Genomic DNA, 16,112 nt, shown 5'->3' on the forward strand with positions numbered 1-16,112 from the left:
CTACAGTCATATTAATTCCTGTTTGTTCTTCAATAACCTCTTCTTCTACCTTTGTTATCTTTATTGTATCTATATTTACTGTTGATGCATCATTATTAAAGAATTTTATCCTATCCAATCCTTCATTAAGTGAAACTCTAAATTTTACTGTAGAGAAATTAGGACTTGTTGTAGGACACTCTATACTTCCTGATACTGATCCATCAATGTTTTCATAGTATAAAACATTGTTTGCCCCTGCAAAATATTTTACTTCTATATCATATTCAGCTGATTTATCAGAGTTTAGCCACATATTTAACCACGCATTACCTCTAGTTGTTTTACCTAACCATCCTACAAGTTTACCTTCACTAGCGCCATCTTTACTTTCTATTTCTCCACCTTGACCATCTAATTCTAACGTTTCTGCTTCTATGATTACTTCATCGTCTGATAAAATAATTGGATTTTCTTCTCCATGTGGACCTGCTTCTAATTCTTTAGGTACTATTTCAAAGAAATCTATATTTGGTGATGCTTGTGAATCTGCTGTAAAAATTAATTCCCCTGCACCAGCTTCTGTTATTTCTATATCAAAGCTTGTATTAATAAATGGAATTGGTTGTTGATTACCTGTTCCTGGTACTGATACACTTCCTTCAACAACATTAGTTCCACTCCAATTAAGCTTATTTAAATTTCCTTCACTACGCCCTGATTGATAAGTTACATTTACTGTATAAACACCAGCTCTCTTTGTGAAGAATGGAACCTTTATTTTATTTCCTGGTTCAAACCAACCTACTTTTTTTCCATTGCTCGCCTGTGAATCTTCTGTTATTCTAACATATTTATCTCCTTCTATTGCTTCAAGAGTAAAATGCTCTGCTTCTAACACCTTAGCTTCATCAGCTTTATTAGGGAAAATAAATGGTCTTTCTTCAGTATAAGGTTCGTCTATTTCTTGTTCCATGTCATTATCTATAATTGTAACTTCTGTTTTCTTATTAAAACCTATTATCGAGCTATTTGTTGGTGTATCTATATTACAATAGAATTTTAAATTACCTGACTTTTCGGTATTGTCTATTGTTGGAATAGATACTGTAGCTGTATCTTGCCCATCAGCAAATTCTACTATTGTATTTACATCTTGATAATGTCTTCCATGAACAGCACTATCTGGAGATGTTGAAAAATGCACCGTTGCTTCTCCTGTACTTCCTCCAACTCTTTTTATTGTTACATCAATAGAATCTCCTTCATTAACATTGTAACTAGTGTTTTCTATTTCAAACATACCAGCTCCATTGTTATTTAAATAATAAGCTCCATCTAATCCTATAGCTTGTCCTCTAGCTGCTGCATTCTTTTCTCCCTTAACAACTATTTTAACTGTGTGTTCTCCATAAGCTAAGTCATCAGTTGTATATAATATTTGTGATATAGATCTAGTTGCTTTATAAGTATCTACTTCATCAACCTTCTCTCCATCAATCCAAACTTCCATTATTCCATGATTTGGGTCAAGAGTTCCTATAACCCAAGCTTTTGTTCCGGTAAATGTAAAGCTTGAATGAACCCCAGCACTTGATGTATACATACCAGTGCTATTTATTCCAATACTTTCTTGAGTCCAAGCATCCTTATTATCAAACTGTACATTGTCAATGAATTCTGTACCTAATGGTACTATTGATTCCATTTCAAATGCTTCATCTGCCTTATAAACCTCAACATTTTCTATTAACGGAACTGCTAATGAACCTTCTATATTTATTCTAATTTGAGATGCAGTTACTGGTGTACCTCTAACTAATCTTTTTGCACCTATAGTATATCCTTCTCCAAATTTCTTCCAATTTTGTCCATCAGAAGATACTTCAACAGAGAATTCTGAAATTCTTTGGCCTAGTTTTATATATTCTTCAATAGATACTATATCAAATACCTTTTCTTCTCCTAAATTTATTGTTAAACTACCTGTAGTTTGTCCATCATCCATTGTCCAATAACTATCATCATCATCATCCAATACATTTGCAGGGCTATAATCATTGCTATTACCTCTGATTTCAGATGCTTCAGCAGTTACTGTAGATTGACCTGCTAAATTTTCATCAAAAGAATTATTAATAGCTGCTGCAAATTCTTGAAGTCTTTCAATATCTTCTGCTGTAAAGTTCCCAGTATTATCTGGAGCAACATTTAACAATAATGGTTGTCCTCGTCCTACTGAACTAAAGTAGATATTTGTTAATTGTTCCATACTCTTTGGACCATTTCCATTATGCCAGAACCATCCGCTTGTTAAAGATACATCACATTCTCCAACACTCCATATATCACCTTCTGGATCACCATTATTAAGATATGCTTGTTCATCTCCATAACCTGCATCATATCTATCTCTTATACGCTTCAGATTAACTTTAGACCAAGCTGGATCTCCTGCTCTTCCTGATTCATTTCCTATCCATCTTATTCCTGTTCCATATGGACTAAATACTAATGCACCTGGTTGTAATTCTTCTATCAAATTAAACCAATCATCAAATTTATATTGTTGAGCTGCTGCACCACTACCTTTAGCTCCATCCATCCACACTTCAACAAACTTACCATTATTACCATATTTAGGATTGCCTAATATTTCTCTTAATTGAGTCATATAGTATTCATTGTAATCACCATTTGTATCAGTTGCATCATCTGTTCCAGTACCATATCCATAAGATTCAGCATTTGCATCCCATGGTGAAAGATATATTCCCATATCCATATCATATTTAGTACAAGATTCTGAAAGGGCAGCTAATACATCTCCATTTCCTCCTTGCGATGCTTGCCAATCTGTACTACTTTCAACATCATGTTCTGTAACTTTACTTGGCCATAAGCAGAAACCATCATGGTGCTTTCCAACTAAAATTACACGTTTAAATCCAGCTTCTTTTAATACTCTTACCCACTCATCTGTATTTAAATCAGTTGGATTAAAGCTATTTGGATTTTCTCTTCCATTTCCCCATTCACTATTAGTAAATGTATTCATACCAAAATGAATAAAAGCTGCTAATTCCTCTTCGTGATACTGAACTTGAGAATCATTTGGCAGCGCTCCAAATGCTTCTGGTGGTGCAACTGTGTTAAGTTGAGCTGCAATAGCTTCTACAGGTAAAATTTGACAAGCAACACCTGCAATAACTACTGCTGCTACTATTTTTTTTACACTTCTCATAAAATTTCCCCCTTAAAATATATCCATAGATTCATTTATATTAAGATCAATACACTTTATCAATTCTAATATAAACCTTTACATATCTTATATTATACCACCATGTAAATATTTTCAATCAATTTTACCAATATTTTAAAAAATATATAATTATTTTACTTTTTGTATTATTATTACTACATAAGTAGCTATTTTCTTTTTTTCACACTTAAATAAAATTTAATCTATAAAAACATATGCGATTTAATTCTTCTAAACCACATATGTTTTAAGTTTTAATTTATCTCTTGAAGAAATATTACACCATCTCTTTTTCTTATTGTATTTATGAAATCGTTATGACATATTTCTCTTGATATCTTAAGTCCTAAAAGTAATCCTATTAATTCATTTGATGTTACATTATTATTACTTATTTCAATATCACTAATTCTTATATTATTACTTTGTATATAAGTTAATAATTTAGCTACTTCAAGGTGAGATTCAAGCAAAATATATAATGTTATATTTCTTGATTTATTATTTATTTTTTTGTCTAACTTAGCTAAGACAACAGTTACTGCAAATATTAATACACAACCTATAATAGCCCCAAAGTAAAATCCTGCCCCTAAAGCTAAACCCATACAAGCTGAAGCCCATAATCCAGCTGCTGTAGTTAACCCTCTAACTTTATTTTTTCCTGTAACTATAATAGTGCCAGCTCCCAAAAATCCAATACCACTTATAACTTGTGCTCCAAGTCTAGTAGGATCACTAGCTGAATCATATACTTGACATATATAAATATTAGTTATCATTGCAAGTGTTGCTCCTATAGATACAAGTATATGTGTTCTAAGCCCTGCTGGTCTTCCTTCTCTTTCCCGTCCATACCCTATTATTCCTCCAAAAAATACAGCCATAGTTAACCTAAGAAATATAGATACATAATTTAATTCTTCTAAATATTCCATAATACCATACAAGAAATAAAACACCCCCTACTTAATAATATTAAATTTAATAGTGGGTATTTCCTCATTTTTTAAAGTTATATATTATATTTAAATTCCTATTTTTATAATTTACTTTATTGAAGTTTATAACGCTCAATGATACTATTATATAAATTAAATTGTATATATTGGGAGGAAATATTATGCCTATATTAAGTAAAGATGATAAAGTTGCTATAATTGCGTGTTCAAATGGGCAACCATTATCTAATAAGCTCAAGATTGAAAATCTCTTAGATACTTTAAAAACTATTGGTTTAAATCCTATCTGTAGTAACTACATATTTGAAGTTAATTCACCATTTAATGGAGATTCTGAAAATAAAGCAAAAGCCTTTATGGATTTATATAAAAATACTGAAATAAAAGCTATATTTGATATTTCTGGTGGTGACCTTGCTAATGAAGTTTTAGAGTATTTAGATTATGACTTTATCAAAAAAAATCCAAAACCATTCTTTGGATATAGCGATTTGACTACAGTATTAAATGCTATTTATTCACAAAGTAATATTCATCCCTATCTTTATCAAATAAGAAACCTTATATATTCAGATAGTGAAAATCAGAAGACTAATATTATAAATAGTTTATTTGATAATAAAAATGACTTATTTAATTTTTCTTATAAATTTATTCAAGGAGAAAAAATAGAAGGAACTGTTATTGGTGGTAATATTCGTTGTTTTTTAAAGCTTGCTGGAACAAAATACATGCCAGATTTTACTGATAAAATTCTATTTTTAGAAAGCATGGGAGGCGAAGCTGCACTTATATCAACATTTTTAAATCAACTTAAACAAATGGGTGTTTTTAATAAGATTAATGGAATTATTTTAGGTACATTTAGTAAAATGCAAGAAAATAATATTTCTCCTACTATTGAGGAATTAGTAGTAAAAGTAATAAATAATTCTAATTTACCTATAGCTAAAACAGAAGAAATTGGTCATGGTCCTAATTCTAAATGTATAATTATTGGAAAAAATATTTCATTATCTAAACGCTAATATAATTTTAATAAAAAACGTAGTTGTCTTTATATAGAAGTATAAAGACACTTTTAAATAAAAATGGTCGGTATTACCGACCATTTTTATTTAATTTATTTTACAATACTATTGACCGTTATTCATAATAGTGTTAGTATGTGTATATATTAAATATATACACTAAAGTACGGAGGTGAACACTTGGATATATTAATTAGCAATTCATCCCCAGTGGCGCTTTATGAACAAATAGAAACTCAAATTAAAAATCAAATATTGAATGGTAACTTAAAGCCTGGAGATCCACTTCCCTCAATAAGATCCTTAGCAAAAGAACTAAAAGTAAGTATCATAACTTCTAAAAGAGCTTATGAAGAGCTTGAAAAAGAAGGTTTTATTGAAACTGTTGTAGGTAAGGGTACTTTTGTTTCAGGTTCTAATTCTGAAAGATTAAGAGAAGCTGCTATGGCCGAGATGGAAGACAAACTTGAAGCTGTAATAATATCAGCCAAATCACTTGGCTTAACTTTAGACGAATGTGTTGAAATCTTTAAAAGTCTATATGAGGAGGTATAACTATGAATGTAATTGAAATCAGAAATTTACAAAAAACTTATAAAAACTTTTCTTTAACTATTGATAAACTAGATATTCCCGAAGGATATATTACTGGATTTATTGGTCCTAACGGTTCTGGTAAAACTACTACAATTAAATCATTACTAGGAATGACTAAACTTGATTCTGGTGAAATAAAAATACTTAATTCTGATATTAATAAAGATACTAAAACAAAGGAATATATTGCTTATGTTGGTGATGAGTCTGGATTTTTAGAAGAAAGTAAGATATCTAGCCTTCATAAAATAATCTCTAAGTTTTATTCTAATTGGGATGAAGATTTATATAAAAAATATATAAACAAATTTAAAATAAATGAAGATAAAGAGTATAAATCTTTATCTAAGGGACAAAAAAAGCAATTTGAACTTATAATGGCTTTATCACATCATCCGAAACTATTAATAATGGACGAACCTACTTCAAGCTTAGATCCAATTATAAGAAATGAGTTTTTAGAACTGATGCAAGAGCATATAGATATGGATAATATGACTGTATTCTACTCTACTCATATAACTACAGACTTAGATAAATCTGCTGATTATATAATAATGATTTATAATGGTAAAATCCTTCTTGTAGATGAGAAAGATAGTATATTAAATAATCATGTTATAGTTAAAAGTAAAAAAGAATTAGTAGATAATTCTATAAAAAAAGAGTTTATTTCTTTAAAAGAATATGCATTTGGATTTGAAGGATTAATTTCTGATAAAAATAAAGCTTATGAACTTTTTGGTGATGAAGCAGTCTATGAAAAATGTACTCTAGAAGATATTTTATTATATTATACTAGGAGGGATTCATAATGAATACTTTAGTAAATCTAATTAAACTTCAATATAATTCATTATTTGCACTAAAAAAGAATCTTTTTATTATTGTAGGGCTTGGCATATTTTTTGCTGCTGTACAACCAACAATGATTGTTTTTGCTGGTGCTATGTACTTAATGATAGCTTGTTATTCAGTTATTTTTTATGAAGAAAAAAGCAAAATGAATTATTTAATATATTCCTTACCTATTAGAATTAACCAATACATTTTTTCTAAATATATTTATGGATTATTAAATACATTAATTGCAATTTTAATTTCTACTATTTTAAACACTATTGTAAAAATATTAGGTTATAATGATTTTGTTAATTCTATGCCTATATATGCTGTGCCATTAATCACTCTTGCTATTGGAATATTTTTCACATCTGTCTTAATGCCAGCAACACTTTTATTAGGCTTTGAAAAAGGAAGATTTGTACTTGTTTTTATAGCTATTGCTCCAGTTTGTTTTTCCGCTCCACTTTTAGAGTATCTTCCAAATATTAATTTATCTCTTAATACTACAACTTTAAGTATTTTAGGTATATTAATTTCTATAACTTTATTATTAGCATCTTATTTCTTTACTTGTAATAAATTTGCTAAAAAAGAAATTTCATAATTAGAAATTTAAATAAAGCAACGCTATGAATAAAAAGTAACTTTTTATAAAAGAGTTAGGATTAAAACTAGTAAGTTTGAATCCTAACCCTTTTTAATATTATTTAATTTCTATAATTTTTTATCTATTAGCTATTTGTAAATGGAAATTTGTTTCTGCAACTTTTACATATGGAGCAACCCATAATAATCCTATTCCTAAAGTTATAATTCCTACAAACCACCATCCAATAAAAGATAACTCTAACATAAATAAATCCATTTTATATCCATTCATCATACTTGCACTTTGACCAAGTACTTCACCAATAGATTTCTCAGGATTCTTTGCTAAAATATAAAAGGCTTGAGAAAATGTAAGTGCTATAATTATTCCTGGAATTACAAATAACATAGTTCCAATTCCCACAGCTATAGTTATTATTAAATTTAAGCCTAATGTTTTAACATAAATTTTAAAATAGTAAAATAAATCTTCGAAACCTGGTCTTTTAACCTTGGTAACTATATTTAATAAAAATCTACATAACCCTGTTGTTAATACTCCTGTAAATAACAACGATACTATATTAATAGAAAAACTAATAAACCCGAAATTTAATACATCATTAGATCTGTAATTAAATTGCAAGCCTAATAAAAAAGATACAAGAAATGTTGCAGCTATCGCAATTCCCCAATTCCCTCTTAACTGCTCTCTTGAATTATATTTAATTTCACCTCTATCAATCATATATAATTAACTCCTCCTATCTCTTTACTTTTAATATTCATACATGTAATAATTACATTCTTCCATACCTAAGCTTTTATATGTTTTTTGTGCAACATAATTTTCTCTTTCTACATATAATCTTATTCCACAAATATTTTTATCTTTATCACATATGTTTTTTATATGATTATATAATGTTTTAAAAACGCCTTTACCTCTATAGTTTTTATCTACATACACACTTTGAATCCATAAAAATGTTCCATTTCTCCAATCACTCCATTCAAATGTATACATAATTTGTCCAACTATATTTCCATCTATTTCACATACATGATAAACACCTTTATTTTCATCTTTTAATAAAGCTGTTACCCCTTTTGTTAAAACCTCCATATTAAGTTTTTTATCTTCTGTTTCAAATGCAAGATTATAATTATATTCTGCTATTTTATTAACGTCATTTATATTAGCTTTTCTTACTATCATTTTAATCTCCTCCTATCTAGTAGAATTTTTTCTGTAATTTAATAAATATATTTATATATTAACATACTCTGCTAAATATTGTTAATGTTTCTGTATACGATAAATAAAAAATACAAGATACTAACAAATTAGGTATCTTGCATTTTTATTTAATATTTTATTTCATTTTCTTTAATGCATTTTTCATATTATTTATACCACTTTTAAATTTTTCTTTTGCGTCGCCTCCTAGCTCTTCAACCTAATTAATAACATTGCTTATTTCATCTGCTATTTCTTGAGATAATCTTCCTTGCTTAATCTTTTTATTAATTTGATTAATTTTTTTCTCAAGTTTTTCAAAAGCCATAGTTACAACCTCCATATCAATTTTTCTATAGTTATTTTAACCAGGCTATTCAATAAAATACTATTTATTTTATTTTTATGCTATTATTTCATATAAAAAATAGAGAATTGAAAAATAATTTATATTTTTCAATTCCCTTATTTTTAATTATTTAGTTTTAATCTTATAACTATTATTAAACTGTTATTTTCTCTTTCTAGAGAATATAGCACCTACTCCAGCTAATATAGTTCCAAATAATCCTCCTGCTACTGCTGGTGTTCCACCTGTTTGTGGTAATTTTCCACTATTTGATGTACTTCCAGTGCTTCCTGAATTTCCTGCTGTATTATTATTTTCTGTTATACTATTTGAACCAGAATTTCCACTATTGTTTGAATTATTATTTCCAGTTCCTATACTTGCTTGTAATCCGTTTATAGCATTTCTTAAGCTTTCTTCAGCCCTTGCTATTTCGCTTGCTGTTGCATCTTCATTTGCAAATACTTCATTTGCTGCACCTAATGCTTCTTCAACTGCTCTAAAGCTTGCTGCTGTATACTTACTGCTATCTAAGCCTTGTGCTTTATTTATTAAACCTTCTAATGCATCCTTGCTTGGTTTTAATCTTAATTCTAAGAATGCTCTTAGTAATGTAGTATAGCTTTCTGAAACTTCTGCTTCTAATGCATTTTCATCTGCTACTACTCCTCTTGACGCTTCTAGAACTACAGCTAATTTATCCCAAGTTGTTGCTATATATTTATTTGAATCTAAAGCTTCTATTCTTTCTACTAAGCTTACTAAGTTAGCCTTATCACCCTTATTGAAAGATAATAATTGCATTGCACTGCTTAATCTTTCAAATGATGCATCTACTTCTGATTGTGTTGCATTTTCATTTGCTAATACAGCTTGTGCTTCTGCAAGTGCTGCTCTAAATTCTTCTGCAACTACTGGAACAACCTTATCTAGTTCAGCTTCTGTTACTTTTAAAGCTTCTTCTACTGTTATTTCTAAGTGAGTATTAAATACATCTTCCACTGGTGGAACTTCTGATTTTTCTAATAGCTCAATTGCAGTTTCTAAGTTCTTTTGAGCTTCTACAAACTCTATTCTTGTAGCAGAATCATTTTCTAAAATACTAGTGGCAGCATTTTTAGCTTCAACTAAATTATTATAGCTTCCTTCAGTATAATCAGAAGCCTTATATCCATCGGCTTGTTCTACTAAAGTGCTTAATGAAGGTTTTATTAGTAGGAACTATACTATCATAAGATTCCTTTAACTTGTTATAACGATAATCTACTTCTTCTTGAGTTGCAGATTCATTTGCTATAATAGCAACTGCTTCAGTTATATCTTGCTTGAAATCTTGCCAAGCTGTGTTTTGAGCATAATCTTCTTCCTTAGCTGATTGTGCTTCTAATAATAATGCTTCTATATTAGCTTTATCTGCACTATCAACCTTAGTTAATTCACTCTTAGCTTTATATAACTCACTCTTTATGCTAGTTATTTGAATAACTGTTATCTTATTTTCCTTAACTAACTTTTCTGCCTCTACTATTTTTTCTTGGAATACTGTCCACTTATCATTTTGCTTATAATCATTGCTATTGATAGCTTTCATTTCTTCAATAGTCGCTTTTAAATCATTAACTTCCGCTACTGTTGCATATCTAACTAACGCTTCTTTTGCCTTAGTTAATTCATTGTATGCATTTTTCACTTCATCTTCAGTTGCATTAGCTTTATTTATTACTGTTTCAGCATCTTTAATTTTATCTTTTAAAGAATTTAAACTTTCTGTTGTATATGCTGACTCATCTAAAGCCTTTAATTCATTAACTAATTCAACTAATGTATCTATAGAAATATTAACTATTTCATCTACAAAAACATTATCTACTATTAGATTATTATTATTTTGCTTTGTTAAATCTAAATAATAATCATCATAGTTTCCAGTAGTAAATTCTAATACTGCTTGATTTGTTCCAGTATTTAAATCAGCTGTCTTTAATACTGCATTTGCTGTATCTCCAGCTTCTGATGCTTTATCTGACTTAATAGCTGCAATAAATCCTTGCTCTGCATAAGAAATATAATCAAATCCAACTCTATAAGTTGTATTTGGTTTTAATCTCATAGTACTTGGAATAGTTCTCATATAGTTACCATTTCTAATCTTTAATGAGTATCTACCTTCAATGGTATCATTAGTATATGGTGCATTAGTTTCTGATAAGTGAGAGTGATCTGAACTTGTTGATATAAATGGACCATATCCAAAATCAACATTTTCATAATCCTCAAAGAAATCGTGTCCTTGCTTATCTGATACTCCTATCTTCATAACTAAAACATCATCCATATTTACAAATGAACCTGCTGCTCCTTCAGCTGCTTTCAACTGAATTGTAGCTGTAGTAGAATCTTCTGGTACTGTAAAGTTAACTCTAACTCTTTGATAGTAACTATTTGTCTTATCAGAATGAGTATGTCCGTACTTAACATTACAACGATCTATATATTCAGAAACTTCTTTACCATCACTAGTTAATATACTTAAAGTACCTCTTCTACCATCACTAACTTCAAACCAAGCTGATGCTGAATAAGTTTGTCCTGGTTCTAATCCAGTTATTGTTTGAGATATTAAAGCATCATCAGTACCACTAACCTTAATATGAGTATTTCCCTTAGAATTATTAACTACTTCTATATGATCAGTAGATTTTCCATTTGAAGATTTATTCCAATATTCAAATGAATGGCTATCAAATCCCATATCTTTTACAAGACTTCCTGTACTCCATTCCATCTTTTCTTGTGCTTTTTCACCCTTATAAACAACATATCCAGCATTCTTTTTAACTTCTAATGTTACCTTATTATTAACTACATTAACAACAGTTTCATTAATCTTACCTTCATCGCTTAATTCATATAGGTAAACAGTTTCTAAACCTGCCCATGAATTTGGTAAATCCCAAGTTGTTGAAGAATTACTATCATTCCAATGATAAATCTTTTCCTCATTATCTATAGTCCATGGTATAAATATTTTATTTCCACGAGCTACTTCCTTACCATCTTGAGTTATAACATTTACTCCATTGTCCATTTTAGAAACAACTTCATTATTTTCACCAAATGTTATTTGGTTATCTTCCCATATGCTTATTGGGAAGTTCATTAAATATTTAAATGGTAATTGACTTGTAAAGAAGTTACTTACAGTTGTATTTAAGTTACTTTCACCTTGCCATCCATTAATTCCTTGTCTTGAATTTCCTCTAAATAAATTAGTTCCACCAAATACATCTTGTTCTTGATGATTTACAAATCTAGCAAGTTCACTACTTGTACCATATCCACCATTATAAGCATGATGAGCCCATACACTTGTAGTTCCTAATTGTTTTGCATATTCAGATGCAACTGCAATTCCTAAATCATTTAATTTAGAAGTTAACTTGTAAGCTGGCCATCTAGTATCCATATATACATCAACATATATCATATCTAAACCTGGTGCTTTTTCAATTAACTCTTCAAGTCTTGCTCCCATACCACTTTCTTCATTCATAATATCATTTTCTCTAATTATTTGCTTAGAGTCATCATACCATGACCATCCACCAACAGTTGATACTATATTTGAACCATATTGTGGTGCTTCTGGGTATGCTTCTGTATGGTTTATATGAACACCTATATTTGCATTATATTTATCTGATTCTTCTAGTAATATTCTAAAAGCCTCTTCTCCACCAAGTCTATTACTTATATTAGCAAAGTCCGGATGACTACTATCATGACCTTCTGATTGATATCCTTTAATAATAATAGTTTGTCCAAATCCATCAGTTGCTAAATTAAACTTTTTAATATTATCTAATATTCTTAAGAAAGGATAGTGCGCAGTACTTCCAACATTCATAGCAACTGAACTATAAGTTTGATTTACAAGCTCTGATCCCAATCTATTTTCTTGAATATCATCCCTTAAAGCAATAGCTCCATCTTGATAATCAACAGAATTATCTTTATTTCTATCGTCAGTTATTGTAACTTTTGCATATGGTTCATTTATAAGTTCTCCATCTATTCCACGATATAAATATTCATTTGGCCATAAACCAGTAGAATAATAATCATCAACAGAAACTGTTTGATAATTTATTTGATCTCTAAGCTTAATTGAATTACTTGTTATACTTGCAGCCAAGTCATCACAGCTTAATATTGCTATATTGGTATTACTATAAGTTGTATCTTCTCTCTTAGAAGTTAAGTTTATCTTAACATCATCATTTTCATAATCAGCCCCATTAAATTCTGCATTAGTTTGATTGCTTCTAACAGATACTAAGCTATGATTTGGGAAGTTTATTGTATCTACTCTAGTTATACTTTCATCAACATTTTCAATATTCATGGTTAATACATTATTTTCTACAGTAAATCTTGTATCTAAAGTTACCCCTAATTCTTCTACATATAAATGATATACAGCTTCATTACCATTAAATTCTGAAGTTACTTTAGGTACATAATTTTTATTATTTATACTTATATAGTAAATTGGTTTTTCTTGACCATATAACTTCTTATCATTTAATGTATAGTCAATTACTCTTGGGAAACTAGCATCCATCTTTACAGTTAAGTCATTTGATGAAATTTCTTTCTCAGTAACTTCATTTACATTAGTTGATAATACTTCTTCAGATTCAACTGATAAATATTGATATTTACCAGAGTTATTTCCACCTAATCTTATACCAGCTTTACCTTTTTTACTTGTTAATTCAGGTACAACACCGTTATATATTTCTGCACCGTCTAAGTATATAGAAACAGCATTTTCTACAACTTTAACTTTTATTTTATATGGTTTAACTCTGTTAGCATAAATTCTTGCAGTATCTTGTACTAAAGCTCTTCTTTGCCCATTACTATTTTCTACATACCAGTATGAACCATATTGATTGCCTGAACCATCTTGTCCAATATAAGTCCAAGAATTATCATCTTCTGAATATCTTACTATAGCTCCAATGTTAGCAGCATCAGTTAATGGATCCACTACAAATTCTACTGAACTATTAAATAATTCTGGAGAATTTTCATCTATTAAAATTGAATTACCATCTGATTTGAATAATAATTTATCTTCTTGTAATTCAGCACTTCCACTGCCCTTAATAACTGATAATCCACCTATTCCATCTGTAGAAAAATCTCTAATATAGCTTGCAGCTTCATCAGGTGGTAATTGAACTTGCAACTTAAATGTAGTTAAATATCCATCTTCAAATATAATATTTATATTTGTAGTTCCACCTTCTTTCACTTTCTCTATATACTCTTTTTTAATAACTAAAATATTATCAGTAAGTATATAATCTTCTCCCTCTACAAGAGTATTTCCTCCAACAGTTAATTTAGAAAGAGTATTATCTCCTGTTAATGTTATAGGAATATCATAAGTTCCTGCTTCATTATATAATACATACTTATAATCTGAATCTAAGGTAACTGAACTAAATTTTCCATTTTTAAAATAGTCAAATGTACTACTACCGTAATTACCTGTCCATCCCCAGTTTCTTGTACCGATTCTACCTGCTGTAGTTTTAATTCCTGATATTTCTCCTTGATACATTACCTCGTCATCTATAACAATAGTAATATGAGTACCAACATATTTAATATTAATTTTATATTCTGTTCCTGGTTCTAATACTTTTGTAAAAGGCAATGTACCATATGAACCTTCACTTAACCAAACCCAAGCTCCATTTGTATCATATGCTATACCAGCAAAACTACTTGGACTTTCATATCTAAATAATATAGCTGAACGTCCTGCAGAATTATTTAAAGTCATAGCTGTTTCTAAATAACCATCCTTAGTTAATTATATATTCTTCACCAACAAAATCTGGTCCACTTTGAGTATAATATTGTAAATTATCATAATTTACATGAGAATAATTTCCTGTATATCCCCAATTTCTAAATCCAACTTTACCTTCCGTATCAGTTGTTAAACTTTCTCCTGAATAAAGTAAATTATCATCTACATATAATTGTACTTCGCTTCCTGTATAAGCAACTTTAACTTTATAAGTTGTTCCATTTTGTAGTGATAACCCTTGTGAAACAATTGTAGTTTGAACATCATTTCCATCCTTTATATTCTTTAAAACCCAATTTCCAGAAACATCATAACCAATCATATTATAATTATTTTCATCAACATATCTAAAAACAATTCCTAATCTTCCAGCATCACTTTTGACCTTCATATCAACTTCAATTACACCATCTTTTAATTCTGGTGAATTATTATCTACTACTAAAGTATAATTTCCTTCATCTGGCCAATTTGCAGCTTCAATATTAAGTCCTCCGTCTACATGACTTACAATTCCACCACCATATACTTTCTCAAATCCATCAATGCTTTCCTCAAAATCTTTAGTATATTGTTGCTGAATTACTGCCGCATGTACTATTGGTTCAATTCCAGAACTAACACCATTAACTATAAAAGCTGATAATAGTGCATATGCCATTCTTTTTTGAAATTTTCTTTTTGCCATTATAATTTATCTCCCTTTTGTATATTTTTAATTTTCCATAGTTTAATTATAGATAATTTATGTTTACGTTTTCGTAAGTATCTTGTCGATTTTCATCTATATCTTGTTAAATTGTTCAAAAGTAACAAGATATTGAAATTTATTTTGTTGATATATATTATATAAGCTCTTTTAATAAGTCCATTCTTGATTCATATAAATCATTGGAATTATCCCTAACATAATTCCAATACTCCTTGTTATTTTTCAATTCCCTTAACAATTTATCTATTTTAGAATTAGTAATTTGATTTTCTTTTAATAACACTCCTAAAACTAATATAAATGTTCCACACTCTTCAACCTCTTCTAACAAACTATCATTATTAAAAATTACCTCTTCCAAAGCCTCATTCTCATCCATTCCTTGTTCTAAGTACTCTTCGAACTCTCTCTTTATATCCATAGCCAAATCATCATCATAAATATCTAATCCCCATATTCCCATTATATTTATCTCCTTACATAAAATATTTTTATACTATAATAAATATTTAATTATACTATTAAATACTCCCTTCTCTCTGAATTTATTCTAGATATTTATTTAGTCTAAACTTTTTATAAAAAAAGATAGTTAATAATCAAAAACATAAGATTTGATTATTAACTATCTTCCATAAATTAACTATATTAAA

12 protein-coding genes and 1 pseudogene are annotated in these 16,112 nt (G+C 28.9%); 4 read left to right on the forward strand and 9 right to left on the reverse strand.

Annotated elements, in window-relative coordinates; genetic code table 11:
* Both HMPREF0216_RS02155 and HMPREF0216_RS02160 read right to left on the reverse strand, forming a co-directional pair.
* Positions 1 to 3,223 (reverse strand): alpha-L-fucosidase (locus HMPREF0216_RS02155; RefSeq protein ID WP_005210615.1); only part of this gene is annotated, 3,223 nt, incomplete at its 3' end.
* Between the two features lie 275 nt (positions 3,224 to 3,498).
* Positions 3,499 to 4,194, reverse strand: a complete 696-nt coding sequence (locus HMPREF0216_RS02160) for an MgtC/SapB family protein (protein WP_147576213.1) — start codon at positions 4,192 to 4,194, stop codon at positions 3,499 to 3,501.
* A gap of 173 nt (positions 4,195 to 4,367) precedes the next feature.
* Here HMPREF0216_RS02160 and HMPREF0216_RS02165 point away from each other — a divergent pair, with 173 nt between their 5' ends.
* From HMPREF0216_RS02165 to HMPREF0216_RS02180, 4 genes are all read left to right on the forward strand, one after another.
* The gene (locus HMPREF0216_RS02165; protein ID WP_005210622.1) at positions 4,368 to 5,234 is read left to right on the forward strand and encodes a S66 family peptidase; all 867 of its coding nucleotides are present in this window, start codon (positions 4,368 to 4,370) and stop codon (positions 5,232 to 5,234) included.
* A gap of 183 nt (positions 5,235 to 5,417) precedes the next feature.
* Entirely contained in the window at positions 5,418 to 5,792 is a 375-nt protein-coding gene (locus tag HMPREF0216_RS02170; RefSeq protein WP_040418592.1) for a GntR family transcriptional regulator, read from the forward strand.
* A 2-nt stretch (positions 5,793 to 5,794) separates the two neighbouring features.
* A complete protein-coding gene (locus HMPREF0216_RS02175) occupies positions 5,795 to 6,649 on the forward strand; it encodes an ABC transporter ATP-binding protein (protein ID WP_005210627.1) in 855 nt (284 codons plus the stop codon).
* Positions 6,649 to 7,284 (forward strand): ABC-2 transporter permease, encoded by a 636-nt coding sequence (locus HMPREF0216_RS02180; RefSeq protein ID WP_005210628.1) that lies wholly within the window; start codon positions 6,649 to 6,651, stop codon positions 7,282 to 7,284. Before HMPREF0216_RS02175 ends, HMPREF0216_RS02180 begins: the two co-directional genes overlap by 1 nt.
* Before the next feature lie 120 nt (positions 7,285 to 7,404).
* On the opposite strand, the gene HMPREF0216_RS02185 is transcribed toward HMPREF0216_RS02180, so the two are convergent.
* The 7 genes and pseudogenes from HMPREF0216_RS02185 to HMPREF0216_RS02210 form a co-directional block, all read right to left on the reverse strand.
* Positions 7,405 to 8,016, reverse strand: a complete 612-nt coding sequence (locus HMPREF0216_RS02185) for a DUF975 family protein (RefSeq protein WP_005210630.1) — start codon at positions 8,014 to 8,016, stop codon at positions 7,405 to 7,407.
* Between the two features lie 30 nt (positions 8,017 to 8,046).
* Entirely contained in the window at positions 8,047 to 8,487 is a 441-nt protein-coding gene (locus tag HMPREF0216_RS02190) for a GNAT family N-acetyltransferase (RefSeq protein ID WP_005210632.1), read from the reverse strand.
* Positions 8,488 to 9,019: 532 nt separating this feature from the next.
* Positions 9,020 to 9,859 (reverse strand): LPXTG cell wall anchor domain-containing protein, encoded by an 840-nt coding sequence (locus HMPREF0216_RS02195; RefSeq protein WP_005210637.1) that lies wholly within the window; start codon positions 9,857 to 9,859, stop codon positions 9,020 to 9,022.
* An 87-nt stretch (positions 9,860 to 9,946) separates the two neighbouring features.
* Positions 9,947 to 10,069, reverse strand: a pseudogene (locus tag HMPREF0216_RS17580) (hypothetical protein); the annotation flags it as partial.
* Complete coding sequence (locus tag HMPREF0216_RS02200) at positions 10,023 to 14,717, reverse strand: endo-alpha-N-acetylgalactosaminidase family protein (protein WP_005210639.1); 4,695 nt, start codon at positions 14,715 to 14,717, stop codon at positions 10,023 to 10,025. The gene HMPREF0216_RS02200 and the pseudogene HMPREF0216_RS17580, both read right to left, overlap by 47 nt.
* Positions 14,718 to 14,739: 22 nt before the next feature.
* Positions 14,740 to 15,435, reverse strand: coding sequence for a hypothetical protein (locus tag HMPREF0216_RS02205; RefSeq protein ID WP_005210640.1), 696 nt, complete (start codon positions 15,433 to 15,435; stop codon positions 14,740 to 14,742).
* A gap of 157 nt (positions 15,436 to 15,592) precedes the next feature.
* Positions 15,593 to 15,922: a DUF4259 domain-containing protein gene (locus tag HMPREF0216_RS02210; protein ID WP_005210641.1), complete on the reverse strand. Its 330-nt coding sequence runs from the start codon at positions 15,920 to 15,922 to the stop codon at positions 15,593 to 15,595.
* Positions 15,923 to 16,112: the final 190 nt, after the last annotated feature.

This window comes from Clostridium celatum DSM 1785, assembly GCF_000320405.1.
Lineage (GTDB): Bacteria > Bacillota > Clostridia > Clostridiales > Clostridiaceae > Clostridium > Clostridium celatum.

Coding starts and splice junctions, on each gene's coding strand:
- HMPREF0216_RS02165 (WP_005210622.1), top strand. CDS start 4,368: ATGCCTATATTAAGTAAAGATGATAAAGTTGCTATAATTGCGTGTTCA.
- HMPREF0216_RS02175 (WP_005210627.1), top strand. CDS start 5,795: ATGAATGTAATTGAAATCAGAAATTTACAAAAAACTTATAAAAACTTT.
- HMPREF0216_RS02180 (WP_005210628.1), top strand. CDS start 6,649: ATGAATACTTTAGTAAATCTAATTAAACTTCAATATAATTCATTATTT.
- HMPREF0216_RS02185 (WP_005210630.1), bottom strand. CDS start 8,016: ATGATTGATAGAGGTGAAATTAAATATAATTCAAGAGAGCAGTTAAGA.
- HMPREF0216_RS02190 (WP_005210632.1), bottom strand. CDS start 8,487: ATGATAGTAAGAAAAGCTAATATAAATGACGTTAATAAAATAGCAGAA.
- HMPREF0216_RS02200 (WP_005210639.1), bottom strand. CDS start 14,717: ATGACTTTAAATAATTCTGCAGGACGTTCAGCTATATTATTTAGATAT.
- HMPREF0216_RS02205 (WP_005210640.1), bottom strand. CDS start 15,435: ATGGCAAAAAGAAAATTTCAAAAAAGAATGGCATATGCACTATTATCA.
- HMPREF0216_RS02210 (WP_005210641.1), bottom strand. CDS start 15,922: ATGGGAATATGGGGATTAGATATTTATGATGATGATTTGGCTATGGAT.